Origin of the sequence: Phytopseudomonas punonensis (assembly GCF_900142655.1) — a bacterium.
In the GTDB taxonomy this organism is placed as follows: domain Bacteria; phylum Pseudomonadota; class Gammaproteobacteria; order Pseudomonadales; family Pseudomonadaceae; genus Aquipseudomonas; species Aquipseudomonas punonensis.
The window spans coordinates 1-26,519 of record NZ_FRBQ01000003.1; the positions used below are offsets into that span (position 1 = coordinate 1).

Consider the following 26,519-nt stretch of genomic DNA (forward strand, 5'->3'; position numbering starts at 1 on the left):
AGGAAGTGATGATCCACTCAGACCAGGGCAGTCAGTTCAGTAGCCTGGACTGGCAAAGTTTCCTCAAGGCCAACAACCTGATTAGCAGCATGAGCCGACGCGGTAACTGTCACGACAACGCCGTGGCAGAAAGCTTTTTCCAATTGCTGAAGCGAGAACGCATCAGACGGAAAACCTACGGCACCCGTGAAGAAGCACGCGCTGATGTGTTCGATTACATCGAGATGTTTTATAACCCTAAACGCCGGCACAGCAGCGCTATGCAGCTATCGCCAGTGGATTTTGAAAAGCGCTATTTCCAGAGCTTGGAAAGTGTCTAGGAAAGCCGGGGCGATTCACTTCAGCGAAAAAGTTTTTGATTACGAGGTTTTGTATAGTCCGTCAACTAAAGATTCGGTTGGTCTGATTTTTGGTGCAAGTACTCCTTTGCTTAAAATGATTAGCCAAAATTGCGAGTTTCTTAATATAAATAATATTCGCTTGCTCAAGAAAATTGAGTTATTTGCAAGTTTGCTCAGCGAGAATTTGAAAGGCAGCCAAGATCTCGTGGTTGAGCAGGCGTGTAGGATATTGCCTTTAGCAGTTTTAGCCATCTACGGTGAGCGAAGATCAAAGGTAAGCTTGGACTTTATCCTCTCCCACGGGAATTCGCGAACTTCGCACATACTGGGCTCGGAGCCTGGAAGTGAAGATACTGAAGCCGCTCAAATAGAGGCTGAAAAAACTTCGTTTTTGCAAGAGTATGGGTTTATAAGGTGTAGTGAGTTTGATTTGGCGATCATAAATCTTGTTAAGAAAGGTTATGCTGACGAAGATTTGTTGAGAGAAGTTGTCGAAGAAATTGAGAAGAAGATTCTTCATGACAATGACGTGGCTCTTCTTCGTGATGCGTGGAAGATTTATAATTCATCTTTTTTAGATAATGAAGTAGAAGTTATGCAGGCTTTCGAGCATGCTATCGCTGTGGGGCTCGATAAGTTTTCGTTAGAAGATTTAGATTCGGTTGCCTTTCTCTATTGTGGTCTTGGGCGTGAAGTCGAAATAAAGGGGGTCATAGATAAATTCTTCTCTGAGATTTATCCAAGATATGGGGTGAGTGATAAGGATGAGATATTTCAATGGCCGAATAACTCTTACGTACGACAATGTTTAGATGTGTTCTTTGAAGGCTTGGTGCTTAAGGGAGGGGTTGCCGAATTTATACAGGCTGCTTTTGATAATCCTAGTAAGAGTTTTGAAATTATTAAGGGGCTCGCTGATCAAGGTGAAGATGATTTTTATCATTATTTTGCGAGCCTAAATGATCCGGATTTTAGTTTTCATGCAAGACTAGTGCTTAGGCTTGGTAATACTTCTTTTCCAAATCAAGATGATGCTTTGGTTTATGGGGGTATTTTTGTGAAAGCATTTGCAGCGTTGAATAGGTTGTCAGGAACTACCCCTTTGAATAAGCTTCGAATGAGGAAATTCAAATCGTATGAGTCGTTATATCTACGGGAGTTAAGGAAAATTGAAGCGATGACAGATGCTAAGGCCGAAGCCGCAAAGTCAGATTAAGTGGGCCAATGCGGGCCGGAACTACAAAACAGATCTAGTCGACTCTAAGAGTCTTAACATTTGAGGGGCTGATAGCCCAAGTTAAATACTAACCGAGTACGGCTCTCAGTAACTTTGGGTTCAGAGCCTCAGCTGAGGCTCGTCCGCATATCAAATGGATTTGGATAATTTCTGCTCAGCTTCTACGTATGCAGGTGTCTTGCCGGCATCTTCATAAACATTTTCACCTTCTTCAATCCTGATAATCTGTGAGCCCTTCACATAAGGAATTGCCTGCTCTGCTTCTTTAATGGCGGATTGCAACAGGCTTTCGGTAATAGTGGCCTCATCAAGTCCGTACGCTTCCGCAAAGGCTTTGATTTTAATTAAATCTTGTTTGCCCAGAGTCAGAGTGTATTCAACCCTCTCACTGGCTTCCTTTGCCTTGGATTCCCATCGGTTGAGCATTTCCCTGAAAGTTTCCATAAGGCATCTCCTGCTTGGCTAAATGTATTCGTAGACTGTGACTGTCTCTATGGCTCGACGGTTCGGTGAAATGGCCGCAAGGCTATTTGCTATGCAGCTTTAAATAGATTTTCAGCTTTTCCTATTGCGGGCTCGACATCCTCGTAAACCGGGTTGCCTTCTTCATCGGTGGCTACCACCTGAGTGCCCTGCACGTAGGGCAGGCTGGCTTCGAGATCTTCCAGCGCGGCGGCCAGCAATTCGGCCAGCAATTCCTCGGGGCGGCGCTTGGGGTACATATGGTTCAGCGCTGCCAGGCGCGCGGCGGCGTCGAGATCCAGATGCACCTGATAGGGCGTGCTGCTCAGGCGGCCGGTGGCGTTCTGTTCCCATTGCTGGACGAGCTGGCGGATCTTCATAGGTACCTCGAAAACGGGAGTGTTTCCTAGAGACAGGCGCCGGCCTGCGGCGTTCCGGCGGCTGTGCACCTGCTGCTTTAGTCACATGCCGGCTTGTCAGCGGCCTCGCGGCTGGGCAATCTGGATGTTCACGCAGAGGCGCAGGGAGACTGGTATGACGCAAATCGATGCACGTCTACGCGAGGACGTTCACCAGCTTGGTGAGCTGCTCGGCGGTACCATCCGCGACCAATACGGCGAGGCGTTTCTCGACAAGATCGAGCGTATCCGCAAGGGTGCCAAGGCCGCGCGCCAGGGCTCTGCAGATGGCGCCCGGCAGCTCAGCGATACCCTCGACGGGCTGCACGATGACGAGCTGCTGCCGGTGGCCCGCGCCTTCAACCAGTTTCTCAACCTGGCCAATATCGCCGAGCAATATCACCGCGTGCGCCGCCGCGATGTGGGCGAGGCGCAACCGTTCGAGGATCGCGTGTTCGATGAGCTGCTGCAGCGTTTGCGTGCCAACGGCCACGACCGCGAGGCGCTGGCCCGCCAGGTTGGCCGGCTGGATATCGAACTGGTGCTCACCGCACATCCCACGGAGGTCGCGCGGCGTACGCTGATTCAGAAGTACGACGCCATCTCTGCAGAGCTGGCCGAGCAGGATCACCGTGACCTGTCGGTTGCCGAGCGCGACTCCATTACCAGCCGGCTGCAGCGGCTGATCGCCGAGGCCTGGCACACCGAGGAAATCCGTCGTGTGCGGCCCACTCCTGTTGACGAGGCCAAGTGGGGCTTCGCGGTAATCGAGAATTCCCTGTGGTACGCGTTGCCGTCGGTGATGCGCAAGGCTGATCAGGCCCTGCAGCGGGAGACCGGTCTGCGCCTGCCGCTGGATGCGGCGCCGATTCGCTTCGCCTCGTGGATGGGCGGCGACCGCGACGGCAATCCCAATGTCACCGCCAAGGTCACGCGCGAGGTGCTGCTGCTGGCGCGTTGGATGGCAGCCGATTTGTACCTGCGCGACATCGACAGCCTGGCTGCCGAACTCTCCATGCAGCAGGCCAACGATGAGTTGCGTGCTCGCACGGGTGACAGCGCCGAGCCATATCGCGCGGTGCTCAAACAGTTGCGCGAGCGGTTGCGTGCCACCCGCACCTGGGCCCATGAATCGCTTGCCGGCCCGGTCAGCGCGCCGGCTCAGGTGCTGCACGACAATGCCGATCTGCGCGGGCCACTGCAGCTCTGCTATCGCTCGCTGCACGACTGCGGCATGGGTGTGATCGCTGATGGCCCGTTGCTCGATTTCCTGCGCCGGGTCAGCACTTTTGGCTTGTTTCTGGTGCGCCTCGATGTGCGCCAGGATTCCACCCGGCATGCGTCGGCGATGGGGGAAATCACCGATTACCTCGGTCTTGGCCGCTACGACACCTGGGATGAAGAGCAGCGCCTGGAGTTTCTGCAGGCCGAATTGAGCAGCCGTCGGCCGTTGTTGCCGGCCGACTTCCGCCCCTCTGGCGAGACGGCCGAAGTGCTGGATACCTGTCGTGAAGTCGCCGCCGCGCCAGCCGCTTCTCTGGGCTCCTACGTGATCTCCATGGCTGGCGCCGCCTCGGATGTGCTCGCGGTGCAGTTGCTGCTCAAGGAAGCCGGGTTGCGCCGGCCGATGCGTGTGGTGCCGTTGTTCGAAACCCTGGCGGACTTGGATAACGCCGCCATCGCCATCGAACGACTGCTCGGCCTACCGGGCTACCGCGCCGGCCTGCACGGGCCGCAGGAAGTGATGATCGGCTACTCGGATTCCGCCAAGGATGCCGGCACCACCGCGGCCGCCTGGGCGCAGTATCGAGCCCAGGAGAGCCTGGTGCAGATCTGCCGGGAGCATCAGGTCGAGCTGCTACTGTTCCACGGCCGTGGCGGTACCGTGGGGCGCGGCGGCGGCCCGGCTCACGAGGCCATTCTGTCGCAGCCGCCCGGTTCGGTGAACGGGCGCTTGCGCACCACCGAACAGGGCGAGATGATTCGCTTCAAGTTCGGCATGCCGGACATCGCCGAGCAAAACCTCAATCTCTATCTGGCTGCCGTATTGGAAGCCACCTTGCTGCCGCCGCCGGTACCGCAGCCGGCCTGGCGCGAGCAGATGGATAAGCTGGCTGCAGATGGTGTGGCGACCTACCGCAGCGTGGTGCGCGAGCATCCGCAATTCGTCGAGTACTTCCGCCAGGCCACGCCCGAGCAGGAGCTTGGTCGGTTGCCGTTGGGTAGCCGACCGGCCAAGCGCCGCGAGGGTGGGGTAGAAAGCCTGCGGGCGATCCCGTGGATTTTCGCCTGGACGCAGACGCGCCTGATGCTGCCCGCTTGGCTCGGCTGGGAAGCAGCCTTGCGTAATGCGCTGGAGCGCGGTGAAGGTGATTTGCTGCGCGAGATGCGCGAGCAATGGCCGTTTTTCCGCACCCGGATCGACATGCTTGAGATGGTGCTGGCCAAAGCTGATGAGTCGATTGCCAGGCTGTATGACGAGCGTTTGGTGGTGAGTGAGCTGCATTCTCTGGGTGCGCATTTACGCGACCTATTGTCGCAGGCGAGTGACGTCGTACTCGGCCTAACCGGGCAATCGAAGCTGCTCGCGCACAGCCCGGAAACGCTGGAATTTATTACCGTGCGTAACACCTACCTGGACCCGTTGCACCTCTTGCAGGCCGAGTTGCTGGCCCGTTCCAGGCAGCGTGAGCACGAGGCGGGAAGCGCTCTGGAGCAGGCACTGCTGGTCAGCGTCGCGGGGATTGCCGCAGGGCTTCGCAACACTGGCTGACAGATATCGCCGGGTGAATGAATGAGTAAGCGATTGTGTGGCTAAAAGCGCTTAAAAATAGCGATATATCAGTTATCTGTTAGTTGTAAGGGCGCTTTCGACTTTGGTTGGATAGCGCCCTCGTCACCACAGCGCGCAAGCTGTGACAGCGTAACGGCAAATCAGCGGTTGATCGCCTGCTGCTGCGGCTTTCGACGGCTTGTGCGGCATTGGAGCGCTGTGTATCTTGATCGACCTTCTGACAGTTCGGCACCTGGCCGGGCTGCCGAAACCCGTTGAGATTGGCCCCGCAAGGCGAGTCCACCATCACTACTAAGAACTTGAGGAGCACATCGATGCGCGTGATTCTGTTGGGGGCGCCCGGTGCCGGCAAAGGTACTCAGGCAGGTTTCATCACCAAGAAATTCTCGATTCCCCAAATCTCCACGGGCGACATGCTGCGTGCAGCCGTCAAGGCCGGCACCGAGCTCGGCGTGGCAGCAAAAAGCGTGATGGACGCCGGCGGTCTGGTTTCCGATGAGCTGATCATCAACCTCGTCAAAGAGCGCATCGCGCAGCCTGATTGTGCCAACGGCTTCCTGTTCGACGGTTTCCCGCGCACCATTCCGCAGGCCCAGGCTCTGAAGGATGCTGGCGTGCAGATCGACCACGTGGTGGAAATCGCCGTCGACGACGAAGAGATCGTCGGCCGTATCGCCGGTCGCCGCGTACACCCGAACTCCGGTCGCGTGTACCACACCGAGCACAACCCACCGAAAGTCGCCGGCAAGGACGACGAAACCGGTGAAGACCTGATCCAGCGCGATGACGACAAGGAAGCCACCGTGCGCCATCGTCTGTCGGTCTACCATTCGCAGACCAAGCCTCTGGTGGATTTCTACCAGAAGTTGTCGGCCGCTGAAGGCACGCCGAAGTACAGCGCCATTGCTGGCGTCGGCTCGGTCGAGCAGATCACCGCCAAGGTACTGGCAGCGCTGAGCTGATCTGACCTTCCCACACAACGGCCCGCTTGCGGGCCGTTGTCGTTTCTGGGCATGCCAGAGCGTTCGCGAGCTAGGTTCCGGTCGCTGGCAGGCAGCTACGACCGCGGCCGTTTGGTTACTATCGGGCTTCTTTATCGCTATCTGGCATGCCCCGAATTCCAGCTGGTGCGCCGTTGCGCCTGCTGGTTTGATCGACCGTCACGAAGAACTTCGAGAAAGGCGGCTACAACCACCCTCCATCAGAGTGAATTCCATGACCCAGAACAGAAGATTTGCCTGCTTGCCCATCGCCCTGGTATCGGCACTGACTGCATCCGTCGCATTGGCCGACGGCGCCCCCGAAAAGAAGGGCGAATGCTCGGTTGACCAGTTCACCATGGCGCTGCGTTATCAGCAGCAATCTGCGGAAGTTCGCGCCTTGCAGATGCAGGCCTACAACATCGCCACTGAGAAGCTCGATGCAGCCGTAGCTGCTGCAAAGGATCCCTCCAAGCTGGCCATCGTCACCGATGTGGATGAAACGGTGATCGACAACTCCGCGCTGCTGGCCCGCGACCTCGCCAATTGCCACAACTATGACGGCTGGGACACCTGGCTGCCATGGGAGCGCGACGGTAACCCGGTACTGATTCCGGGTGCCAAGAAATTCCTCGAACATGCCGACAAGCTCGGTGTGGTCATCCGCTACGTCTCCGACCGTTCCGAGGAGCAGAAGGACTACACCGTCAAAGCCCTGAAGAAGCTCGAGCTGCCACAGGTCAGCGCAGAAAGCGTGCTGCTGCTCGGGCCGCCCAAGGTCGAGCGTCGTGCGCTGGTCGCCAAGGACTACCGTATCGTGATGTTGCTCGGCGATACCCTGCACGACTTCGATGCGCGCTTCCGCAAGACTCCGGTGGCTGAGCAGCGCGCCACTGCCGAAGCCGAATCGGCAAAGTGGGGCACCGAGTGGATCGTGTTCCCCAACGCCGGTTATGGCAGTTGGTCGAAAGAGCCGCTTAAGGCCTGGGATGCCAAGGAGGTTATCGAGAAGTGGTAAGCCCATCAGTGGATCGATGATCCGCTGACTTGCCGGCGTCTGTCCTGGCGTCGGCTTTTAATCCTCGTCTGCGCTCGACCCGCTGTGCTGGAAAAAAATGGCCCAAACCGTTTTAATGCCCGCCCGCTCAGCCACCTCTCAGATCGCCATGACCACTCTGCTGGCCCTCGATACCGCCACCGAAGCCTGTTCCGTTGCCTTACTGAATGACGGCCGCGTGACCAGCCATTACGAGGTCATCCCGCGTCTGCACGCCCAGAAGCTGCTGCCGATGATCAAGGCGCTGCTCGAAGAGCGGGGCGTTGCGCTGTCGGCGCTGGACGCTATCGCCTTTGGTCGTGGCCCAGGTGCATTCACTGGCGTGCGCATCGCCATCGGCGTGGTGCAGGGGCTGGCGTTTGCACTGGATCGCCCGGTGCTGCCGGTTTCCAACCTGGCAGTGCTGGCGCAGCGCGCGCAGCGCGAACACGGCGCCAGTCAAGTCGCGGCGGCCATAGATGCGCGGATGGATGAAGTTTATTGGGGTTGCTATCGCGCCGAGGCAGGCGAAATGCGCCTGGTCAGTCGTGAAGCGGTGCTGGCTCCAGAGCTGGCGCAACTGCCGGAAGATGCGAGTGGTGAATGGTTCGGCGCCGGCACGGGCTGGGGCACCTTCGCGGCGCGTATAGCCGGGCCGGTCAGCGCGCAGGAGGGCAGCATGTTGCCCCATGCAGAAGATCTGCTGAGCCTGGCGCGTTTCGCCTGGGCGCGTGGTGAAGCTGTGTTGGCCGATCAGGCTCAGCCGATCTATCTGCGAGATCAGGTCGCGACGCCGAAAATGCCGCCGCCGGCAGGTTTCTGATTGATGGCGATGAAAGGGACGTCCTTTTGTCGTCAACTTCTCGGCATCGATTGCTAATGCCTCACTGCGCAGCTAAATTGCCAGTACTTCCGCACGCCTTCCTGCCGAGCCTTCATTGATGCGTATCGACGGTAACATCGCGCCCTATTCGTCAGATCGTGGCCCCCGCTCGGGGACTGCGGTCACGCCCTATCGTGAGGCGAACCGGGAAACGGAAGTAAAGCGCGAGCAGCCGGCACCTACTGCAGCTACCCAAGGCTTCGAGCAGACTCCGCAAATTCGCCGTGTGCAGCAAAGCAGTGCAAGCACCGACAGCTATCCTGTACAAGCGCTCGACACCACCTACCAGCCCGCCATGAGCAATCGCGCTGCTCAGGCAATCGCCAGCTACAGCACCACCGCGGCGTTTGCCCGTGATGTGGATGCCCAACAGGTCTTGGGCCTCGATCTGTACGCCTAAGAACCTGTTCAAAGTCTGCTGCGCGTCGGCACTGCGGCGTTGAAAACAGGCTCGGACTGCTCATTTACAGCTCGTAAATTCCGCGTCCTCGCCTGTTTTCGCCTTGCATTGCTCTAGCTCGCGAGCCTTTGAACAGGCTCTGAGCGACTTCCGGTCTGCCTCTCTCGCCGCGCACAAGGCACAATAGTCGCCTTTCAATGATCAGCGGTTCGTGATGCTTCCCTATTTTCTCGGTTGTCCATCCTGGAACGATGCGTCCTGGCGCGGTAGCTTCTATCCCGCCGACCTGAACATGAGCGACAGCGTTGAGCACTACTGCCGTGTGTTCAATGCGGTGGAGGGCAATACCACCTTCTACGCCCGGCCGAACGAGGAAAAGCTCAGCCGCTGGGTAACGCGGATGCCGGAGCATTTCCGCTTTTGTGCCAAAGTCCACAAGGACATTAGTCACGAAGGCGACCTGCGCGATCAGCTCGATAGCACCCGGGCATTTCTCGATCTGTTGGCGCCGCTTGGTGAGCGTGTAGCGCCTTTGTGGCTGCAGTTGCCGGCGATGTTCGGGCCGTCGCGTCTGGGTGAGCTGGCGGTGTGGCTAGACGAATTCGCCCACCGGCGGCTGGCCGTTGAAGTGCGCCACGCGGCGTTCTTCGACAAGGGCGAGGATGAGCGTGCGCTTAACCGACTGCTGCACGAGCGCGGTGTCGAGCGCATCTGCCTGGATTCCCGTGCGCTGTTCAACTGCACCTCCCGAGACCCCGCGGTGCTGCACGCGCAGTCGAAAAAGCCGCGTCTGCCGATTCGCCCGGCGGCGTTCAGTGACAGCCCACAATTGCGGTTTATCGGCGGGCCGGATCTGGCGGCCAATCAGCCGTTTCTCGAGCCGTGGGTAGAAAAGGTCGCTGCCTGGGTCGAGCAGGGGCTGACGCCCTACGTATTCCTGCATACGCCGGACAACCACCTTGCCGCCGCCCAGGCGCTACGTTTTCACGAACTGTTGAGCGAGCGCCTGCCCGGCTTGCCACCGCTGCCGCCGTACACCGATAGCGAGCCGAGGGCCGAGCAGTTGGGGTTGCTTTAAGGCGATAGCGGACGGTGAGTAGGGATTTTGTGGGAGAGGCTTTAGCCTCGATTTTGCCTAACTAGGCGTAAAGAGCTCGCGGCTAAAGCCCCTCCCACGAGGTCGTTAACGGCCGCTTCCGCCACCTTCCTGCCCGTCAGGCCAGGCGCAGGTGGTTGTCCCAGAAGCCGGCCGGTAGCTCCAGGGGCTGCATGGCGATGCGTTCACTACGGCAGTCGTAGAGGCGACAGCGGCCGATGCCGGCGCTGACCACGAAGCCATTTTCCACCGCACCAACGCCGGCGCAGTCGGGCAGGGCGGCGTCCAGGCGTACGGCGCCGCTGTCCAGATCCCAGATGAACAGCCGATTGCCACGTGGCGCGGTCATCGCCAGCAAGCGCAAATCGCTGTGCACCGCCACGCTGGCGGTGTACTGGCTCATCATCTGGCGCTGCGCATCGGCCATCGGGAAGTGCTGGAACGGCTGGCCCGGGCGCTTGATCGCCACCAACGGTACCGCGTCCATGGGGTCGCCCATGTACTGCTGGCCGCTGACGATGGTGCCGTCGCTCGCCACGGCCAGGTGGCGCACGCTGTTCATCGGTTCGGGCAGCTGTTCCTTGCTGTGCAGGGTGCCGTCGCGGCCCATCAGCACCAGGCTGGCTTCCATGGCATTGAGGTTCATTTCCACCCGGCTTTCCGCCTCGGTGCGGATGCCGCCGTTGGCGACTACCAGGGTTTCGCCGTTGGGCATCCACAGCAACTGGTGTGGGCCCAGGCCGTGGCTGGAGAGCTCATCGCGGTGCACCAGGCTTTCGCCTTCCAGGCGATAGGCGCCAATCACGCCACGGCCAGGATCGCGGGTGTCGTTCTCAGTGGCGTACAGCCATTCACCATCCTTGTGAAACACCGCGTGGCCGTAGAAATGCCGATCCTTCTCGCTGTGTAGCGTCTGCAGCAATCTGCCGCTGCGGGTATCGATCAGGTAGCTTTCGGTGCTCGGCCTGCGACCCACGAACAGCGCCATCGGCAGGCTGGGATGGGGAACCACATCGTGGCAGCGCTCATTGACCAGGGTGGTGAAAGCGCGCTCGCCATCGAGGTGGTAGCCAACCGCGTAATGCTTGCCGCCTTCATCGTTGCGTGCCGACAGCAGCAGCGGCTGGTGGCCGGTGTGGGTCAGCTTCCAGCCACCAACGGCACCAGCCGCCAGCAACGTGGCGCTCAGGCCGAGAAACGCCCGGCGTTTCATGCTCATCGGTCAGTCTCCGTCGTGGGCGTTGAAACCCAGCTGGATGCCCAGCGCCCGCGCCAGCTCGCCTTCGTGCAGGCGGTGCAGCACGTTGAGGCTGTCGTAGAAGGCGTTCAGGGTCTGGCGGCCGGCGTCATCGGCGAGCAGTTCGCCGAGCGGGCGTTTCAGGCCGGCGAGTTGTTTGCGGCTTTCGGCGTAGGCGGCGTCGATACGTTTCTTGAGATCGTCCTGATCGCTGCCGAGCAGAGTTTGCAGGCCGTCATTTTTGGCGCCATGCCATAGCTGTTCGGCGCCGCTCAGTGTGGCGCCCAGGTTGCTCAGGCTGGCCTGACTGCGCCACGCTTCGGCCTGGTAAGGCTGCGGCACGCCTTTGCTCTGCCGGCCCAGCGGTGCACCGAGCTTCTTCTTCAAACCATCGATGGCGCTGACTTGCGTGCGCAGCAGATCGGAGATCGCTTCACCTGCTTCGGCGTAACGTTCGTTGGGGAAGGTGCGAAACAGCGCGAGTGCACCATTCTCGCCTTGCCACTGCTCCAGCACGGTGGTGGCCAGTGTTTGCTGATGTACACCGACGGCGACCAGTAATGGGCAGTAGCGAGCTTTCTGCTCGGTGTTCTGCAGGTCGATCTCGGGGTCGAACATCAGGTACTCATACGCGGTAAGCCCCTGCACAACGACGCTGGCCTTTTCCAGGTCGGCTGCACCGAGCTGCGGCTTGGCCTTGACCAGCGCCTCGACCTGGCGGGCTACCAAGTTCTTTTTGTCCGGCCAGAACTGCACCTGCCAGGCGCGGTTGCCTTCGGCCAGCGGCCCAACCGCCAGAGGCTGCAGGCTGGCCCAGGCGCTTTGCGCAGTCAGGAACGCCTGGCGGGCTGTAGGCAGATCTTCCTGGCCGGCGCAGAACGCCTTGGCGCTGCCTGCCAGGGCGACATCCGCCTCTTTCCAGGTGGTGTGGGCTGGCAGCAGCACACCTTCGGCCAGCGCCGAGCTGGTGGTGGCCTGCGGGTCGGCCGGGGAGCACGCAGCCAGAGTCAGGCCCAACAGGGCGATGGTCAGCGGAGAACGGATCATGCGCAGCTCCATTACAGTGAGTTCAGAAAGGCCAGAAGCGCGGTGCGCTCCTCGCTGGAAAATTGCAGTACCTGCTGTTTAGCCGCTTCGGCTTCACCGCCATGCCAGGCGATGGCTTCGAGCAGATTGCGCGCCCGGCCATCATGCAGAAACTGGGTGTGGCCGCTGACCGTCTCGGTCAGGCCGATGCCCCACAGCGGCGCGGTGCGCCATTGGCGACCGTTAGCAAGAAACTCGTCGCGGTCATCGGCCAGGCCATCGCCCATATCGTGCAGCAGCAGGTCGGTATAAGGGCGAATGGTCTGGTTTGCCAGTTCCGGTTCGGCGGCGTCGGCGGCGGTGACGAAACTCGGCGTGTGGCAGCCCTGGCAGCCGGCGCGGTGGAACAGCGTCTTGCCGGCCAGCACCTGGGCGTCGTCGACATTGCGGCGCGCCGGCACGGCCAGGTTGCGGGTGTAGAACAGCACCATGTCCATGATGTTGTCGCTGACTTCCGGCTGGCCGCCGTGGGGCGCCTGGCGGCAGGCGGTCTGCGCCTCGGTGCAGCCGTCGGTGGGTAGCAGGTTGCTGGTCAGCCCCATATCTTGCAGAAAGGCGTGGGCATTCTGCTGATTGAGCGTCGGCTGCCCGGCCTTCCAGCCGAAGCGACCAAGTACGGTTTGCTGACGTGCGTCGTCCCATACTCGGTTGGGCTTGCCCTTGATGCCATCGCCGTTGCGATCATGGGGGTCGGCGTTGGCGAGGATCGCCACTTCGGGGATCGCTTCGAGCAGCCCGAGGCCGATCATTGGCGGAGCGACGCGCGCCGAGAACAAGGTATCCGGGTGCATCGGGCCGTAACCGAGCTGGGTAATGTTCAACTGCGGTTTGCGCAACTCGATGCTGTAGCCATCGGCGAATTGCACCTGCTCGGTGCTGTACTCGACGCGCACCTTGCCTTCAGGCGCCACGCCGGGGTTGGCCATGTCTTGCAGTTGGCCGCCGTAGTTGGGCTCGGGCAGTACACCCTGGCGTTCTAGCGTGGCCTGGTCGGCGCTACCGGCAGGAATCGACAGGCGCACCAGCATCGACACGGCATTGATGCTGCCTGGCTCGGGCGGGTGGCCACGGCCATCGCGGATGTGGCAGTTCTGGCAGGCGTTGGTGTTGAACAACGGGCCGAGGCCATCGCGCGCCGTAGTAGTGGAAGGCGCGATCACCCAGGGGTTGCGAAAGAAGCTGTTGCCCACGCTGAAGTTCAGGCGCCGCTCGGCTGCAAGGTTGGGGGACGGCAGCGAAAACGCGACGCGATCACTGCGGGTGACCGTTGCAGCGCCGCCGGAGAGTGCTTCGCCAGGCTCGGCTGCAGTGAAAGTGGGCGACTTATCGCAGGCGCTCAGACCCAGAGCCAGAAGCAACAGCGGCAGCAAGCGACCGGGTGACGCGGACATGGGTGGATCCCGGAGGGCAGAAATCGAGGGCGTGAATCTTAGCAGTCTGCGCGAGTTTAAATAAGATGGATTTGCGTTCAATCAACAGGCGCGGCCAGGGTTTGCTCAGGCACCCAGCCGGTTTCACCGCTGCTCTCGCGTCGGCACCATAGCCAGCCATTGAGGCGGCGACTGGCGATGAGCTGCTCGTTCACCTCGGTATCCAGCTCCCTTGCTGTGTAACCCTCCAGCGCGCGTGCGCTGCCAGCACCGAGTGGTTTCAGAATCGTCAGCGGCATCCAGCCGCCGGGGTGGGCGTCGGTGCGGCAGAAATACCAGTCCTGCCAGTCTTCGGGACCTTCGTAGCGTTCGCCGAGCTGGAGCAGTGCACCGGCTTCGAAGCTGATGGGGTCTGGGTATTCGCTTCGGTGGGCAGTGACGACTAGGTAGGGTGTGGGGTTCATGAACACCTCCTGTGCTTGCGACGTGGTACTTCGCCAGGTACAAAAAAGCCGGTGCGAAATTCGCACCGGCTCGTTCGTTGCTCGGTCAGCGCGTCGATCAGAACTCGTGATCAGCGGTGTCCGGGTTCAGGTCATTGATGCCCAGTTTGCCGGCGGCTTGCTCGATGGCACCGGTCTGCTTGACCAGGGCGGCGATGGCGTCGCGCACCAGTTGCTGGCCTTCGGCGTTGTCGGCAGCGATCAGCTGGTCGAAGTGCACGTTTTTCTTCTCGGCGCTGTCAACCAGTGCCTGCAGCTTGGCTTCGGTGGCTTCCAGATCAGCCTTTACGGTGCTGTCGGTCGCGGCGTCGGCCTTGGCCACCAGCGAAGACAGGCTTGGGCCGGTCATGGTGGTGCCGTCGACCTTCTTGTATTCGCCCAAGTAGACGTTGCGAATGCCTTTGCCGTTGTAGAAGTGCGAATTGTGGGTGTTGTCGCTGAAGCAGTCATGCTCGTCTTCGGTGGAGTTGGCTTCCAGGGCGACCTTCATGCGCTCACCAGCCAGTTCGCCGAGGGACAGGCTGCCCATGCCGAAGAGCATCTTGCGCAGGCCGTTTTCGGCGGACTCGCCTTCCAGGGTAGCGCGGTAGTTGTCGGCCACGCCGGCTTTCCACTGGCCAGCCATTTCGTCGAGGTCAGCGACCAGCAGGTCGGTGGCGGCTTTCAGGTAGGCACGACGACGCTCGTTGTGGCCGCCAGTGGCGCCTTCACCGAGCACGTAATCGGTGGCCGGGCGCTCGCCAGCACCTGGGCCGGTGCCGTGCAGATCCTGGCCCCAGAGCAGGAATTCGATGGCGTGGTAGCCGGTGGCGACGTTGGCTTCGGAGCCGCCCAGCTCGTTCAGGCTGGCGAGCAGGTCCGGAGTGATTTCGGTGACGTCGACCTTGTCTTCGCCGACCTGAATTTCGGTGTGGGCGATGATGTTGGCGCTGGCGCCCGGGTTGCCCAGGGCGTGCTGGTAGTCGGCGTCGACGTAGTCGATCAGGCCTTCGTCCAGGGGCCATGCGTTAACCTGGCCCTCCCAGTCGTCGACGATAGTGTTGCCGAAGCGGAACACTTCGCTCTGCATGTAAGGCACACGTGCAGCCAACCAGGCTTCACGGGCGGCTTTCAGAGTCGCGTCGTTCGGGTTGGCGATCAGGGCGTCAACGGCGCTCTGCAGCTTCTTGGCAGTGCTGGCAGCGTCATCGAAAACCGCCGAGGCGATGTCGGCGTAGTGCTTGACCACGGCCTGTGCAGCGGCTTCGTCGAAGGCGCCGGCTGCTGCTGGTGCACTGCTGTTGGTCGCTTGCGCAGCCGGAGCGGCGGCTTGGTTGGCAGGCGCCTTGTCTTCACCGCAGCCCGCCAGGGCTATGGCGATGGTCAGCAGGCTGGCAGAGGCCAGGGGCATACGAATCATGACGAAATCCTTTGCGTGTTTATGGGGAGTGCGCGTGGTGCTCCACGCGAGCTGCAACATAATGCGAAAGATTTGCATTTTAAGCAAAGGGTCGATGTGCCAGCACCCAATCGCGCGGTTTCGCGTGATTGGGTCAGAGGGGATTACAGCGTGGCGGGGTTGCTCAGCCGCTGCGAGCGACTGGCCTGCTTGAGGTACTGGGTCAGCTCACGCGCCGGAATGGGCCGGCTGTAGTAGTAGCCCTGACCTTCGTGGCAGCCCTGGGCGATGATGTAAGCTTCCTGCTCGGCGGTTTCCACGCCTTCGGCGATGACCTGCATGCCCAGGCTTTTGCCTAGCTGGATGATGGCGCGAACGATGGTGGCATCGTCTTCATCTTCGAGCAGGTCTTGCACGAAGCTCTTGTCGATCTTGATCTTGTCCAGCGGCAAACTCTTCAGGTAGCTGAGCGAGGAGTAGCCGGTGCCGAAATCATCGATGGCGATCAGCGCGCCCGAGCGGCGCAGGCTCAGCAGGTGCTGGGCCGCGGTGGTGATGTCTTCCATCAGGCCGGTTTCGGTAACTTCCAGCTCCAGGCTGCGTGCGGGCAGGCGGTACATCTGCATCAGGTTGTTGACCACCCGCGGCAGCTCGGCGTGGTGCAGCTGCACGGTCGAAAGGTTCACCGCCATGCGCAGGTCGCCATAGCCCTGATCGTGCCATTCGCGCAGCTGGCGGCAGGTCTGATCCAGCACCCATTCGCCGATGGCGATGATGCTGCCGTTCTGCTCGGCCAGTGGAATGAATAGATCCGGGCCGACGAAACCGTGGGTCGGATGCTGCCAGCGTAGCAGCGCTTCGACACCGACCACGCTGTGGTCGCGGTAGCTGATCTGCGGTTGGTAAACCACGTGCAGTTGGTTCAGTGCCAGCGCGTCACGCAGGTCTTTTTCCAGTTCGCGGCGGCGGCGCATTTCGCTGTCCACGCTGGCGATATAGAACTGGTAGCGGTTGCGCGAGCGGCTCTTGGCCAGTGTCATGGTCTGTTCGGCTTTCTGCAGCAGCTTCTCGGGGCTGTCGCCATCTTCCGGGAACAGGGTGATGCCGATGGTGGCGCGTAGCTGCACCTGATGATCGTCAAGGGTGAAGGGCGTCTCGAGGTCATCGAGCACGCTCTGCGCCAGTTCGGCGGCTTCGTAAGGTTGTTCGATATCAGCCTGCACCAGAGCAAACTGATCGCCGCCGAGGCGGGCTAGGGCGCCAAGGCGGCCACTGTGGCTGCGTAGGCGGTCAGACAGTGCCAGCAGCAGTTGGTCGCCAGTCTGGTAGCTGAACTGTTCGTTGATGCCCTTGAAGTCATCTAGGCCGACGCACAGCACGGCCACGCGCCGCTGCATGCGGCCGGAGTCGTCGAGAATCTGCTCGAGTTGCTGCTGCAGTTGCAGGCGGTTGGGGAGGCTGGTGAGGAAGTCGTACTGCGACATGCGCTGCAGGCTGTTTTCCGCCTCGCGGCGCAAGTGAGTATTGCGTTCGATCGAGGCGAGCAGCCCGTTGGCCGTATTGATCCACAGGCCGAGCTCGTTCTTTTCATTGCCGGCGAGCATCGGCAGTTTGTGCTCGCTGGGCCGATCCGGGTTGATGCTGCTCAGGTGCTGGATGATCATGCCCAGCGGCTTGGTCAGCAGCCAGTAATAAACCAGGTACAGCACCAGGCCCATGGCCAGCGCGCGCAGCACGCCGGAGATGAAGATGATCACCGAGTTGGTGATAAAGCTTTCCCCGTACAGCGCTGTGTCCAGGGTGATGTTCAGGTCGCCGTAGTATTCGTTATACGGCTCGCGGCCAACCAGGCGGGTGCTGAAGTGCTGCTCTTCGCCAAGAATCGGGTCGGTCAGCCAGCGCATCGGCAGGTCAGCGAGTGGGCGGCTTTTCTCTGCGAGCATCTGTTCGCCTGGATGGCCGATGGAGGCCTGGCGTACCGAATCGTGTCGGAACAGGCCTTCGACCACCTGCATGCCCATTTCGCGGTCCAGGCTGTAGACCGCCTGGGTGGAGGGGTCGCGGAACATACCGAGAATGCGCTGCGAGTCACTGGTGATGGAGTGCCGGGTCTTGTACATGTCGAACACGATCTGACCGACGCTGAGCACCACGCCCACGGCAAGCGCGGACAACAGCACCACGCGCAGCAGTTTCACGGACAAGCTGTGCTTGAGTTCCAGCTTCAAATGGCAGTTCCTTGTGCGATACCCGGCGCCGGATTGGAGTTGAGTATTGGCAAAGTCGCGTTGGCAGTCAAAGGCCGCATGCGTGCGGCGCCCAATCTTGTCGCACCTGAGATAGCAATACCTGCTCTGTTTCGGAAAAAACCACCAAGTCTTGAGCGCCGCTCGTCGCTGTCGTCACATTACGACGGATAAAAAAATGCCCCCCTGATTCGCATCAGGAGGGCATCTTTATTCGCTGGCGCAGGGCTCAGGCAGCGAAGTTCTTCGCTACGAAGTCCCAGTTGACCAGGTTCCAGAACGCCTCGACATACTTCGGACGTACGTTGCGGTAGTCGATGTAGTAAGCGTGCTCCCAGACGTCGCAGGTCAGCAGCGGGGTGTCGCCGCTGGTCAGCGGGCAGCCGGCGCCGATGGTGCTGGCCAGGGCCAGGGAACCGTCAGCTTTCTTCACCAGCCAGCCCCAGCCGGAACCGAAGGTGCCGATGGTGACCTTGCTGAACTCTTCCTTGAACTTGTCGAAGGAACCGAAGGCTTTGTCGATGGCCGCAGCCAGCTCGCCAGTCGGTTGACCTCCACCGTTAGGGCTCAGGCAGTTCCAGTAGAAGGTGTGGTTCCATACTTGAGCGGCGTTGTTGAAGATGCCGCCGGAGGAGGCCTTGACGATTTCTTCCAGGCTCTTGCCTTCGAACTCGGTGCCAGGCACCAGGTTGTTCAGGTTCACGACATAGGTGTTGTGGTGCTTGTCGTGGTGGTACTCCAGGGTTTCCTTGGAGATGTGCGGCTGCAGGGCATCGTGTGCATAAGGCAGCGGCGGCAATTCGAAAGCCATGTCTATTCTCCTAATCAGGTCTGTTGCGATGAGCGCAAGGCCGATCACGGGCGGCCAAACAAGCGTCGGCGGATTTTTATCCTTTGCGACGCAGGGCTGGGATCATAGCACCGGGGCTACGGCATAACCACGCAGCAACTGTGCGGGATAGGGTTGCCAGAGCTGTTGCGCTGTTTTCAACCGTCACAACTTCAGGCCAGCTTCATCAAGGCGACACCCGCGACGATGATCAGGCAGGCCAGGGCGCGCAGCGGTGGCAGGCTTTCTTTCAGCAACAGGCGGCCGATCAGCAACGCGAATACCACGCTGGTTTCGCGCAGCGCCGAAACCAGCGCCACCGGCGCCTGGGTCATGGCCCAGATAGCGATGCTGTAGGCCAGCATCGACATCGCGCCGCCGAGCAGGCCGGCGCGCCAGTAAGGGCCGAGCATCGATACAACGCGTGGGCCGCGCTGCCCGAGGATCACCAGCGCCATCACCAAGCCGTTGACGGCGAACAGCCACGCTGAATACGACAGCGGATCGCCATTGGCGCGGGCGCCGCTGGCGTCGGCGAGCGTATAGGCGGCGATGAACAGTGCGGTCAGCAGGGCGTTGATCAGCAGGTCGCTGCCTGTCTTGCCGGTACCGCCGCGTAGCGCCATCAGCCAGATGCCGCCGACCAGCACGCCAAGCCCCAGCCATTGTCCGGCCGGCAGCACCTCACCGAGCAGCAGCACCGACAGCGCAGCGACCAGCAGCGGCGAGCTGCCGCGAGAAATCGGATACACCTGGCCAAGATCGCCATGCTGGTAGGCGCGGCTCAAGAACAGGTTGTAGCCGATGTGCAGCAGCGCCGAGAGGATAATCCACGGCCAGGCTGCTACTTCCGGCAGGGCTACGAAGGGCAGGGCGAAGAGGGCGACGATACCGGCGCCAATCTGGATCAGCGAGGCGGTAAGAAAGCGATCCAGACCGATTTTGAGCAGCGCGTTCCAGCCGGCGTGCAGAGCCGCGGCGGCGATGACCATGAGAAAGACGCCTGTTTCCACTGCCGCTCCGTTCATTGTCTGGAACGCGCCAGCATAGCACCTAGCGCATGGGCATCCGGGCGTTACAGCGGGTTGGCGACCAGTTGCCAGGCAATGGCGAACATCATCGTTGCCACCACCAGGTCGATGATCCGCCAGGTCAGCGGGCGAGCCAGCCAGGGCGCGAGCCATGCCGCGCCGAGGGCCAGGCACAGGAACCACGCCATCGAGGCGCTGGCGGCACCAGCAGCATAGGCCGGCGGCACGGCTTGCTGAGCACCGAGCGAGCCGATCAGCAGCACGGTGTCCAGGTAAACGTGGGGGTTGAGCAGGGTGACCGCCAGGGTTGCCAGCATGACCGCACGCAATGAACGCGGTGCACCACCTTCGACCTGCAATCCAGCCGGCCGGCAGGCCCGCAGTAGCGCCTGAGCGCCATACCAGAATAGAAACGCCGCACCGCCCCAGCGCGCGATGCCGAGCAGCAGTTCGCTTTGCAGCAGCAGAGTCGCCAGGCCGAACACACCGGCGCTGATCAGCAACGCGTCACAGACGATGCACAGCAGCGCAACCGGCAGGTGGTGTTCGCGCCGCAGGCTTTGCGCGAGCACGAAGGCATTCTGGGCGCCAAGGGCGACGATCAGCCCGGCGGTGATTGCCAGGCCATTGGTGTAGCTCTGCCACATGGCGGTTTTCCTTGCGAGATCGAGGTTCAGAAGGGGGTGGGATATCTATCAGTCTGCGGCGAATGCTTGTATAAGAAAAAGCAATATTGCTGATCGCTCATTAGGAAAATCGATTGCTGGATTACAAGTTGCTGGCCGCTCTTGCGGCGGTGGTCGAACAGGCGGGCTTCGAGCGCGGCGCCCAGGTGCTGGGCTTGTCACAGTCGGCAGTGTCCCAGCGCATCAAATTGCTCGAGGCGCGCATCGGTCAGCCGGTGCTGCTGCGGGCGATGCCGCCGACGCCGACCGATGTCGGGCGGCGGCTGCTCAATCATGTGCAGCAGGTGCGTTTGCTCGAGCGCGATCTGCAGCAGCAGGTGCCAAGCTTGGAGGCTGACGGTGAAACCCAGCGCCTGCGAATCGCGGTGAACGCTGACAGCCTGGCAACCTGGTGGGCCAGGGCGGTGGCGGAGTTCTGCGCCAGCCATCGGGTGCTGTTGGAGCTGGTGGTCGAGGATCAGGAAGTGGGTCTCAAGCGCATGCGTGCTGGCGACGTGGCCGCCTGCGTATGTGCTGCGGAGCGGCCGGTGTCCGGCGCGCGCAGCTTGGCGCTAGGCGCCATGCGTTACCGGGCCATGGCCAGCCCGGCATTTATCGCCCGGCATTTTCCAGGCGGGGTGAATGTCGAGCGTATCGCTCAGGTGCCAGCCATCGTGTTCGGCCCGGATGACCAACTGCAGCACCGTTACCTCAGCGAGCTCGGGCTGTCGGGCAGTTTTCTGCATCACCTGTGTCCATCGTCCGAAGGCTTCCTGCGCCTGACTGCTGAAGGCCTGGGTTGGGGCATGGTGCCTGAGCCGCAGATGGTCGAGGCGATGGCACGCGGCGAGTTGGTCGAGCTGCTCCCGGAGCGGCCCATCGATGTGCAGTTGTACTGGCATCACTGGCGTAACGGCGGCGACCTGCTCGATCAGCTGACCCGGCACCTACAGCGGCATGCCGGCAATTATCTGGTGGCACCGGCATGAGCACAGCTGTCGCCAGCTGCAAGACGCACTTATAGTGCGCCCAGCAGCGAGCGGAGGGCGCGATGAAGATTCTGGTCACCGGAGCAAGCGGTTTCATTGGCGGGCGGTTTGCCCGGTTCGCCCTTGAGCAGGGCCTGGACGTGCGCGTTACCGGCCGCCGTGAGGAGGCGTTCGAGCACCTGATCCGCCGGGGCGCACAGTTCATGCCCGGCGACCTCAGCGATCCCGAGCTGGCGCTCGCCCTGTGCAGCGACGTCGAGGCCGTGGTGCACTGCGCCGGAGCCGTCGGCGTATGGGGACGCTACGAGTACTTTCACCAGGGCAACGTGGTGCTTACCGAGAACGTTATCGAGGCCTGCCTCAAGCGTGGCGTGCGCCGCCTTGTGCATCTGTCCTCGCCGTCGATCTATTTCGATGGCCGCGATCACCTCGGCCTGCGCGAAGAGCAGGTGCCCAAGCGCTTCTCCAGCCATTACGCGCGCACCAAGTTTCTCGCCGAGCAGCGCCTGTTCGGCGCCCAGGAATTCGGCCTGGAAGTGCTGGCGCTGCGGCCGCGCTTCGTTACCGGAGCTGGAGATGTGAGCATCTTCCCGCGGATGATCGCCATGCAGCGCAAAAAACGCCTGTCGATCATCGGTAACGGCCTGAACAAGGTCGACTTCACCAGCGTGCACAACCTCAACGACGCGCTGTTCGGCGCCTTGCTGGCCGGCGCCCCGGCGCTCGGCAAGGCCTACAACATCAGCGATGGCGCACCGCTACCGCTGTGGGACGTGGTCAACTACGTGCTGCGCCAGTTGGAGTTGCCGCAGGTCACCCGGCATGTTCCGGTCGGCCTGGCGCGCAGCCTGGCCAGCGTCAGCGAGGGCGTATGCAGCCTGTTGCCCGGTCGCCCCGAGCCGGCGTTGACTCGTCTGGCGGTGGATGTGATGAGCCGCGACTTTTCCCTCGATATCAGCCAGGCGCGCCAGCACCTGGACTACGAAGCGGGCCATAGCCTTTGGCCGGCTCTGGATGAGTTCTGCCGCTGGTGGAAGGCGCAGAGCTAAATTGCGGTGAGCCTGACCCACACCGCTGGCCAGTAGGGAACCTGAGCGCCCTGCGCCGGGTCTGTGTGCGCAATACGCCGCGTCGATCACTCGTCGATTGCGGGCACTACGACACCCAAGTGCCACCTGCGAATCGGTATACTGCGCGGCACTTTGCCTCCACCGTGGTTTCCCCAAGGTTCTCTACATGCGTAACGATGCCCACGACGAATTCGATGACGTACCCAGCCTGACCCCGGACCGCCGCGATGACGACGAATTCGGGCCCGAGCCGCAGCCTTACGCCCGCGCAGGTGCTGCGCCGCGTGCCGCCAAGGCACCGCGCGCGGCGAGCACCGGGCCGCTGTGGGCGCTGGTCGGTGCGCTGAGCATCGCTCTGGCCGGCCTCGGTTGGTGGAGCTTCCAGCAGATCAGCCTGATGGAGCAGCAGCTGGTGGCGACCCAGGAAAGCTTCGCGCGCATCAGCGAAGAAGCGGCCGGGCGCATTCAGGACATTACCGGCAAGGTGGTGGCGGCCGAGTCCAGCTCCACCAGCGGCAGCGAGGCGCTGAAACTGCAAGTGCGTCAGCTGGAGAGCAAGGTTGCCGAACTGACCAAGCAGCAGCAGGCCGCAGGTGGCCAGCAAAGCGGGCAGGACAAACGCATCGAGCAACTGGTCGCCGACCTCAAGGCCCAACAGGGCGATGCTGGTAAATATGGCGACAGCCTGAAGACCATTGGCAGCAGCCAGGACTCGCTGAAAAGCGAACTGGCGACCCTGAAAACCGAGCTGGCTTCGCTGAAAAGCAGCCAGGGCGATGCTGGCAAGCTGGCAGCTCAGGTCAAGACCCTGTCCGGCGAAATCGACGCACTGAAGAAAACCGGCAACTCCAATGCCGCCGTCGAGCGCCTGGAGCAGGACATGCTGGTGCTCAAAAGCGAGTTGGACAATCGCCCGGCGGCCAGCAACAGCGGCAGCAGCACCGCCGAGTTCGATGCCTTCCGCGCGCAGACCACCCGTAGCGTCAACACCCTGCAGGCGCAGATTCAGAACCTGCAACAGCAGATCGACGCTCGTTGATCAGCCCAATCCATCGATACGAAAAAGCCCGCGGTTACGCGGGCTTTTTGTTGGCGCTAAGGAACGTTACAGGCGCGGATAGTCGATGTAGCCGACTGGGCCGGAGCCGTAGAAGGTTTCCTTGTTCGGCTCGTTGAGCGGTGCGTTCTGGCGCAGGCGCTCGGGTAGGTCCGGGTTCGCGATGAAAGGCACGCCAAATGCGACGGCGTCGGCCTTGCCGCTGGCCAGCCAGGCGTTTGCCTGATCCTTGGTGAAGCCTTCGTTGGCGATGAATACGCCGCCGAATGCTTCTTTCAGGCTTGGCGACAGGCTGTCGTCGGCTTCGTGCTCACGGGCACAGAGGAAGGCGATGTTGCGCTTGCCCAGCTCACGAGCAACAAAGGTGAAGGTTTCGGCGCGGTTGGAGTCGCCCATATCGTGGCTGTCGGCACGCGGCGCCAGGTGCACGCCGACGCGGCCCGGCTCCCACACGCTCAGCACCGCATCGGTGACTTCCAGCAGCAGACGCGCACGGTTTTCCAGGCTGCCACCGTAGTTGTCGGTGCGCTTGTTGGTGCTGTCCTGCAGGAACTGGTCGAGCAGGTAACCGTTGGCCGAGTGGATTTCCACGCCGTCGAATCCGGCAGCCTTGGCGTTCTCGGCGCCCTGACGATAAGCCTCGACGACGTCGGCGATTTCTTCGCTTTCCAGAGCGCGTGGGGTCACGAAGTCCTTCATCGGGCGAATCAGGCTGACGTGGCCAGCTGGTTTGATGGCGCTCGGTGCTACCGGCAGTTCACCGTCCAGGTAGACCGGGTCGGAAATACGGCCGACGTGCCAAAGTTGCAGAACGATCTTGCCGCCGTTGGCGTGCACGGCCTTGGTGACGTTGCTCCAGCCACGCACCTGGTCGTCGGACCAGATGCCGGGGGTGTTCGGGTAGCCCACGCCCATGGGCGTGACCGAGGTGGCTTCGCTGATGATCAGGCCAGCCGAGGCGCGCTGTACGTAGTACTCGGCCATCAGGGCATTCGGTACGCGGCCTTCGTCGGCGCGGCAACGGGTCAGCGGCGCCATGATGACGCGGTTGGCGAGTTCCAGATCGCCGATCTTGATGGGGTCGAACAGTGTGGTCATTGCCTAGATCCTCGAAACATTCGCTCGGTACAGGTTGATGGACGGGTTAACAGGTTCGCGTAGCGATCGCGCCAGGTCAGAGATCGCGGGTAATCCGCTCGATAAAGGCCGCGATGGCCGCATCGTTGCGCTTGAAGAAATTCCATTGGCCGACCTTGCGGCTGGTCACCAGGCCAGCGCGCAGCAGCGTGGCCAGATGCGCCGAAACCGTGGATTGCGAGAGCCCGGTGGTTTGGTCGAACTTGCCGGCGCACACGCCGATGTCGAACGAGTGATCGGGCTGCACGAAGTGTGCTTCAGGCTCTTTCAGCCAGCGCAGGATGTCGCGGCGCACCGGGTGGGCCAGCGCCTTGATCACTTCGTCCAGGTCCATCTCTTCGGGGTTCATCGGCTCTCCTGTGTAGCTGCAACGGCATATCGCGATGGGGCGAACTTTATATCGAGACTTGGCGATATACAGATCGTTCAAGCAGATAGTGCATATCGAGCGGCGTGATGGCGCGCCACTCGCGGCCAGCCAATCAAGGCTTTAAGCTGAGTGTCATGAATTACCTCGCACACCTTCACCTGGGCGGCGATGCGCCCGCCGAACTGCTTGGCAGCCTGTACGGCGATTTCGTCAAAGGGCCGCTGGCTGGGCAGTGGCCGGCCGCCATTGAGGCGGGCATTTCCCTGCACCGGCGCATCGATGCCTTCACCGACAGCCACCCGCTGCAGGCCCGGGCGCGGGCACGCTTTCCCGCCGAGCGTCGGCGTGTGGCCGGGATCTTTCTCGACCTGTTCTTCGATCATTGCCTGGCCCGCGACTGGCAGCGCTACAGCGACCAGCCGCTGCAGCGGTTCACCGACCGCGTTTATCGTGTGCTGGCCGCCGAGCCGCAATTGCCCGGCAGCCTGCAGCACATCGCGCCACGCATGGCGGCGCAGGACTGGTTGGGCAGTTACGAGGAATTCGAGGTGCTGGGGCAGGTGATCGCCGGTATGTCGCGGCGCCTGTCACGGCCAGGGTTGCTGGACGGCGGGCTCGACGAGCTGCGCCGTCTCTACGAGCCGCTGAGCGAGGATTTCAGCGCCTTCTATCCCGAGCTGATGGCCTTCGCCCGGGAGCAGCGCGGCGGATAGCGCCGCTGCATCGTTCTCACTTCGCGAGCTGCCCGCAGAACTTCAGTGCTGCTCTGACGCGTTCTGCAATCTCTCGAACAGCGCCGCATCGACCTTCTTGCGTCGCGCGCCTTCCAGGTGCGCGCGCATGCGGTCGGCGGCGGCGAGGCGGTCGCCCTGTTCGATCAGGTCGAGAATCTCCAGGTGTTGCTCGACCTGAGCGCGGCGATGCTCGCGGGACACATCGACTCGGTATTCGACCAGGCGCCGCAGGCGGTCCAGGCGCTTGAGCGACTGCAACAGAAAACGGTTGCCGGAAAACCCTGCGATGATCTCGTGGAAGCGCGAGTTAGCTTCGTAGAGCTCCTCGATAGTCATGCTCAGGTAGCCACCCTCGGCGATAAATGTCTGCTGCTTGCGGCAGTCCGCCAATAGTTCGCGGTCGATCTGGAAGGTCGGTGACAGCAGCCCGGCAGGCTCGATAATCGAGCGAAAGGCGAAGCTTTCTTCGTAGGCCTCGATCGAGTCGATCACCGGCAGCATCTTCCAGCCCTGGCCGCTGCGCTGCTCGGCCCAGCCTTCTTGCTGCATGCGCAGTAGGGCGGCGCGCAACTCGGCTCGTGACACGTCGAACTGACGCATCAGCTCGATCTCGGTGAACTGCTCGGGCAACTGCCGCGACAGGCGCAGGGCGACGAAGCGGCGATAGACAGAGTCCTCCTCGGCCTCGGCGATTTCCTGCACCAGCTCATTGAGCTCGTCGGCGGCCTGGGCGAGGAAGAAGCCGCGGTTGCGGTCGTGCTTGAGCATGCCGCGCTCGGCGAGGTGGTTGAGCACGAACTTTACCGGGGTGCGCGAGGTGTTCAGCGTTTGCGCCAAATGCGATTCGACTAGGTGGTGGCCAATGGGCAGCCGCTCACGGCGCACGTAGGCGATCACCTCGCGGGCGACGCGCTTCTGCAGGGCAGTGAGTACCGCCGAAGGGGTGTTGTCCTGGGCCATGGCAGTGAGCGTCGATTCCTGTGCGGGGTAATGCGCCTGCCGAACCTCTCGGCAGGCGCTGCATTCTGCTACGTAATCCGCGCCACGGAAAGATGTCTGTGGCCGTGGGTTTTCAATTTTGGATTGTTTTTTATTACCTCAAAGATCAATAATGGTGCCGTCGAACCACGAGGCCGGCGGCAAGTTTTCTCGATTCATGCCGCTGCGCTCGACAGGCTGTGAACAACGTA

The 26,519-nt window shown here is 61.5% G+C and carries 26 protein-coding genes; 12 read left to right on the forward strand and 14 right to left on the reverse strand.

All coding sequences use genetic code 11. The annotated features are described in order from the left end of the window. Positions 1-320, forward strand: a 320-nt coding sequence (locus BUC40_RS09960; protein WP_139272156.1) for an IS3 family transposase, incomplete at its 5' end; no start/stop codon positions are given. Further along, positions 313-1,557, forward strand: a complete 1,245-nt coding sequence (locus BUC40_RS09965) for a hypothetical protein (protein WP_073265210.1) — start codon at positions 313-315, stop codon at positions 1,555-1,557. The genes BUC40_RS09960 and BUC40_RS09965, both read left to right, overlap by 8 nt. A gap of 150 nt (positions 1,558-1,707) precedes the next feature. On the opposite strand, the gene BUC40_RS09970 is transcribed toward BUC40_RS09965, so the two are convergent. Both BUC40_RS09970 and BUC40_RS09975 read right to left on the reverse strand, forming a co-directional pair. Next, positions 1,708-2,022 (reverse strand): hypothetical protein, encoded by a 315-nt coding sequence (locus BUC40_RS09970; protein ID WP_073265212.1) that lies wholly within the window; start codon positions 2,020-2,022, stop codon positions 1,708-1,710. 89 nt (positions 2,023-2,111) lie between these two features. Then, positions 2,112-2,420, reverse strand: a complete 309-nt coding sequence (locus tag BUC40_RS09975) for a pilin assembly protein (protein ID WP_073265214.1) — start codon at positions 2,418-2,420, stop codon at positions 2,112-2,114. Positions 2,421-2,574: 154 nt separating this feature from the next. On the opposite strand from BUC40_RS09975, the gene ppc reads away from it, so the two are divergent. From ppc to BUC40_RS10005, 6 genes are all read left to right on the forward strand, one after another. Continuing rightward, a complete protein-coding gene (gene ppc / locus BUC40_RS09980) occupies positions 2,575-5,211 on the forward strand; it encodes a phosphoenolpyruvate carboxylase (RefSeq protein WP_073265216.1) in 2,637 nt (878 codons plus the stop codon). A 335-nt stretch (positions 5,212-5,546) separates the two neighbouring features. Next, positions 5,547-6,194, forward strand: a complete 648-nt coding sequence (gene adk / locus BUC40_RS09985) for an adenylate kinase (protein WP_073265218.1) — start codon at positions 5,547-5,549, stop codon at positions 6,192-6,194. Positions 6,195-6,447: 253 nt separating this feature from the next. Beyond that, the gene (locus BUC40_RS09990) at positions 6,448-7,230 is read left to right on the forward strand and encodes a 5'-nucleotidase, lipoprotein e(P4) family (RefSeq protein WP_073265220.1); all 783 of its coding nucleotides are present in this window, start codon (positions 6,448-6,450) and stop codon (positions 7,228-7,230) included. 148 nt (positions 7,231-7,378) lie between these two features. Next, positions 7,379-8,071 (forward strand): tRNA (adenosine(37)-N6)-threonylcarbamoyltransferase complex dimerization subunit type 1 TsaB, encoded by a 693-nt coding sequence (gene tsaB / locus BUC40_RS09995; RefSeq protein ID WP_073266182.1) that lies wholly within the window; start codon positions 7,379-7,381, stop codon positions 8,069-8,071. A 118-nt stretch (positions 8,072-8,189) separates the two neighbouring features. Continuing rightward, positions 8,190-8,531, forward strand: coding sequence for a hypothetical protein (locus tag BUC40_RS10000; protein ID WP_073265222.1), 342 nt, complete (start codon positions 8,190-8,192; stop codon positions 8,529-8,531). Between the two features lie 214 nt (positions 8,532-8,745). Then, positions 8,746-9,609 (forward strand): DUF72 domain-containing protein, encoded by an 864-nt coding sequence (locus tag BUC40_RS10005; RefSeq protein ID WP_073265224.1) that lies wholly within the window; start codon positions 8,746-8,748, stop codon positions 9,607-9,609. Between the two features lie 136 nt (positions 9,610-9,745). Here BUC40_RS10005 and BUC40_RS10010 read toward each other — a convergent pair whose 3' ends face one another. From BUC40_RS10010 to BUC40_RS10050, 9 genes are all read right to left on the reverse strand, one after another. Then, a complete protein-coding gene (locus BUC40_RS10010; protein ID WP_073266184.1) occupies positions 9,746-10,840 on the reverse strand; it encodes a DUF1513 domain-containing protein in 1,095 nt (364 codons plus the stop codon). Between the two features lie 9 nt (positions 10,841-10,849). Further along, the gene (locus tag BUC40_RS10015; protein WP_073265226.1) at positions 10,850-11,911 is read right to left on the reverse strand and encodes an imelysin family protein; all 1,062 of its coding nucleotides are present in this window, start codon (positions 11,909-11,911) and stop codon (positions 10,850-10,852) included. An 11-nt stretch (positions 11,912-11,922) separates the two neighbouring features. Beyond that, the gene (locus tag BUC40_RS10020; protein WP_073265228.1) at positions 11,923-13,341 is read right to left on the reverse strand and encodes a di-heme oxidoreductase family protein; all 1,419 of its coding nucleotides are present in this window, start codon (positions 13,339-13,341) and stop codon (positions 11,923-11,925) included. Positions 13,342-13,418: 77 nt separating this feature from the next. After that, positions 13,419-13,784, reverse strand: a complete 366-nt coding sequence (locus BUC40_RS10025) for a ligand-binding protein SH3 (protein WP_073265230.1) — start codon at positions 13,782-13,784, stop codon at positions 13,419-13,421. Positions 13,785-13,881: 97 nt separating this feature from the next. Beyond that, positions 13,882-15,222, reverse strand: coding sequence for an imelysin family protein (locus tag BUC40_RS10030; RefSeq protein ID WP_073265232.1), 1,341 nt, complete (start codon positions 15,220-15,222; stop codon positions 13,882-13,884). Between the two features lie 143 nt (positions 15,223-15,365). Beyond that, positions 15,366-17,429 carry a putative bifunctional diguanylate cyclase/phosphodiesterase gene (locus BUC40_RS10035; protein ID WP_073265234.1) on the reverse strand — a complete coding sequence of 688 codons (2,064 nt, stop codon included), beginning with the start codon at positions 17,427-17,429 and terminating at the stop codon, positions 15,366-15,368. 247 nt (positions 17,430-17,676) lie between these two features. Next, positions 17,677-18,258 (reverse strand): superoxide dismutase [Fe], encoded by a 582-nt coding sequence (sodB, locus tag BUC40_RS10040; RefSeq protein ID WP_073265236.1) that lies wholly within the window; start codon positions 18,256-18,258, stop codon positions 17,677-17,679. Positions 18,259-18,449: 191 nt separating this feature from the next. Next, positions 18,450-19,289 carry an EamA family transporter gene (locus BUC40_RS10045; RefSeq protein WP_073265238.1) on the reverse strand — a complete coding sequence of 280 codons (840 nt, stop codon included), beginning with the start codon at positions 19,287-19,289 and terminating at the stop codon, positions 18,450-18,452. Positions 19,290-19,351: 62 nt separating this feature from the next. Then, complete coding sequence (locus BUC40_RS10050; RefSeq protein ID WP_073265240.1) at positions 19,352-19,954, reverse strand: LysE/ArgO family amino acid transporter; 603 nt, start codon at positions 19,952-19,954, stop codon at positions 19,352-19,354. Positions 19,955-20,067: 113 nt separating this feature from the next. Between BUC40_RS10050 and BUC40_RS10055 the strand changes: the two genes are divergently transcribed. The 3 genes from BUC40_RS10055 (at position 20,068) to BUC40_RS10065 (ending at position 23,070) form a co-directional block, all read left to right on the forward strand. After that, positions 20,068-20,961 carry a LysR family transcriptional regulator ArgP gene (locus BUC40_RS10055; RefSeq protein WP_073265242.1) on the forward strand — a complete coding sequence of 298 codons (894 nt, stop codon included), beginning with the start codon at positions 20,068-20,070 and terminating at the stop codon, positions 20,959-20,961. A gap of 62 nt (positions 20,962-21,023) precedes the next feature. Next, the gene (locus tag BUC40_RS10060) at positions 21,024-22,010 is read left to right on the forward strand and encodes an NAD-dependent epimerase/dehydratase family protein (RefSeq protein ID WP_073265244.1); all 987 of its coding nucleotides are present in this window, start codon (positions 21,024-21,026) and stop codon (positions 22,008-22,010) included. 187 nt (positions 22,011-22,197) lie between these two features. Continuing rightward, a complete protein-coding gene (locus BUC40_RS10065) occupies positions 22,198-23,070 on the forward strand; it encodes an ATPase (protein ID WP_073265246.1) in 873 nt (290 codons plus the stop codon). Positions 23,071-23,136: 66 nt separating this feature from the next. Here BUC40_RS10065 and BUC40_RS10070 read toward each other — a convergent pair whose 3' ends face one another. Both BUC40_RS10070 and BUC40_RS10075 read right to left on the reverse strand, forming a co-directional pair. Beyond that, a complete protein-coding gene (locus BUC40_RS10070) occupies positions 23,137-24,186 on the reverse strand; it encodes an alkene reductase (RefSeq protein WP_073265247.1) in 1,050 nt (349 codons plus the stop codon). A 76-nt stretch (positions 24,187-24,262) separates the two neighbouring features. After that, positions 24,263-24,574 (reverse strand): ArsR/SmtB family transcription factor, encoded by a 312-nt coding sequence (locus BUC40_RS10075; protein WP_073265249.1) that lies wholly within the window; start codon positions 24,572-24,574, stop codon positions 24,263-24,265. Positions 24,575-24,729: 155 nt separating this feature from the next. On the opposite strand from BUC40_RS10075, the gene BUC40_RS10080 reads away from it, so the two are divergent. After that, positions 24,730-25,308, forward strand: coding sequence for an acyl carrier protein phosphodiesterase (locus tag BUC40_RS10080; protein WP_073266186.1), 579 nt, complete (start codon positions 24,730-24,732; stop codon positions 25,306-25,308). 42 nt (positions 25,309-25,350) lie between these two features. On the opposite strand, the gene BUC40_RS10085 is transcribed toward BUC40_RS10080, so the two are convergent. Then, positions 25,351-26,289: a GntR family transcriptional regulator gene (locus BUC40_RS10085; protein WP_073265251.1), complete on the reverse strand. Its 939-nt coding sequence runs from the start codon at positions 26,287-26,289 to the stop codon at positions 25,351-25,353. Between the last annotated feature and the right edge of the window lie 230 nt (positions 26,290-26,519).

Coding starts and splice junctions, on each gene's coding strand:
- BUC40_RS09970 (WP_073265212.1), bottom strand. CDS start 2,022: ATGGAAACTTTCAGGGAAATGCTCAACCGATGGGAATCCAAGGCAAAG.
- BUC40_RS09975 (WP_073265214.1), bottom strand. CDS start 2,420: ATGAAGATCCGCCAGCTCGTCCAGCAATGGGAACAGAACGCCACCGGC.
- ppc (WP_073265216.1), top strand. CDS start 2,575: ATGACGCAAATCGATGCACGTCTACGCGAGGACGTTCACCAGCTTGGT.
- adk (WP_073265218.1), top strand. CDS start 5,547: ATGCGCGTGATTCTGTTGGGGGCGCCCGGTGCCGGCAAAGGTACTCAG.
- BUC40_RS09990 (WP_073265220.1), top strand. CDS start 6,448: ATGACCCAGAACAGAAGATTTGCCTGCTTGCCCATCGCCCTGGTATCG.
- tsaB (WP_073266182.1), top strand. CDS start 7,379: ATGACCACTCTGCTGGCCCTCGATACCGCCACCGAAGCCTGTTCCGTT.
- BUC40_RS10000 (WP_073265222.1), top strand. CDS start 8,190: ATGCGTATCGACGGTAACATCGCGCCCTATTCGTCAGATCGTGGCCCC.
- BUC40_RS10005 (WP_073265224.1), top strand. CDS start 8,746: ATGCTTCCCTATTTTCTCGGTTGTCCATCCTGGAACGATGCGTCCTGG.
- BUC40_RS10010 (WP_073266184.1), bottom strand. CDS start 10,840: ATGAAACGCCGGGCGTTTCTCGGCCTGAGCGCCACGTTGCTGGCGGCT.
- BUC40_RS10015 (WP_073265226.1), bottom strand. CDS start 11,911: ATGATCCGTTCTCCGCTGACCATCGCCCTGTTGGGCCTGACTCTGGCT.
- BUC40_RS10020 (WP_073265228.1), bottom strand. CDS start 13,341: ATGTCCGCGTCACCCGGTCGCTTGCTGCCGCTGTTGCTTCTGGCTCTG.
- BUC40_RS10025 (WP_073265230.1), bottom strand. CDS start 13,784: ATGAACCCCACACCCTACCTAGTCGTCACTGCCCACCGAAGCGAATAC.
- BUC40_RS10030 (WP_073265232.1), bottom strand. CDS start 15,222: ATGATTCGTATGCCCCTGGCCTCTGCCAGCCTGCTGACCATCGCCATA.
- sodB (WP_073265236.1), bottom strand. CDS start 18,258: ATGGCTTTCGAATTGCCGCCGCTGCCTTATGCACACGATGCCCTGCAG.
- BUC40_RS10050 (WP_073265240.1), bottom strand. CDS start 19,954: ATGTGGCAGAGCTACACCAATGGCCTGGCAATCACCGCCGGGCTGATC.
- BUC40_RS10060 (WP_073265244.1), top strand. CDS start 21,024: ATGAAGATTCTGGTCACCGGAGCAAGCGGTTTCATTGGCGGGCGGTTT.
- BUC40_RS10065 (WP_073265246.1), top strand. CDS start 22,198: ATGCGTAACGATGCCCACGACGAATTCGATGACGTACCCAGCCTGACC.
- BUC40_RS10070 (WP_073265247.1), bottom strand. CDS start 24,186: ATGACCACACTGTTCGACCCCATCAAGATCGGCGATCTGGAACTCGCC.
- BUC40_RS10075 (WP_073265249.1), bottom strand. CDS start 24,574: ATGAACCCCGAAGAGATGGACCTGGACGAAGTGATCAAGGCGCTGGCC.
- BUC40_RS10080 (WP_073266186.1), top strand. CDS start 24,730: ATGAATTACCTCGCACACCTTCACCTGGGCGGCGATGCGCCCGCCGAA.
- BUC40_RS10085 (WP_073265251.1), bottom strand. CDS start 26,289: ATGGCCCAGGACAACACCCCTTCGGCGGTACTCACTGCCCTGCAGAAG.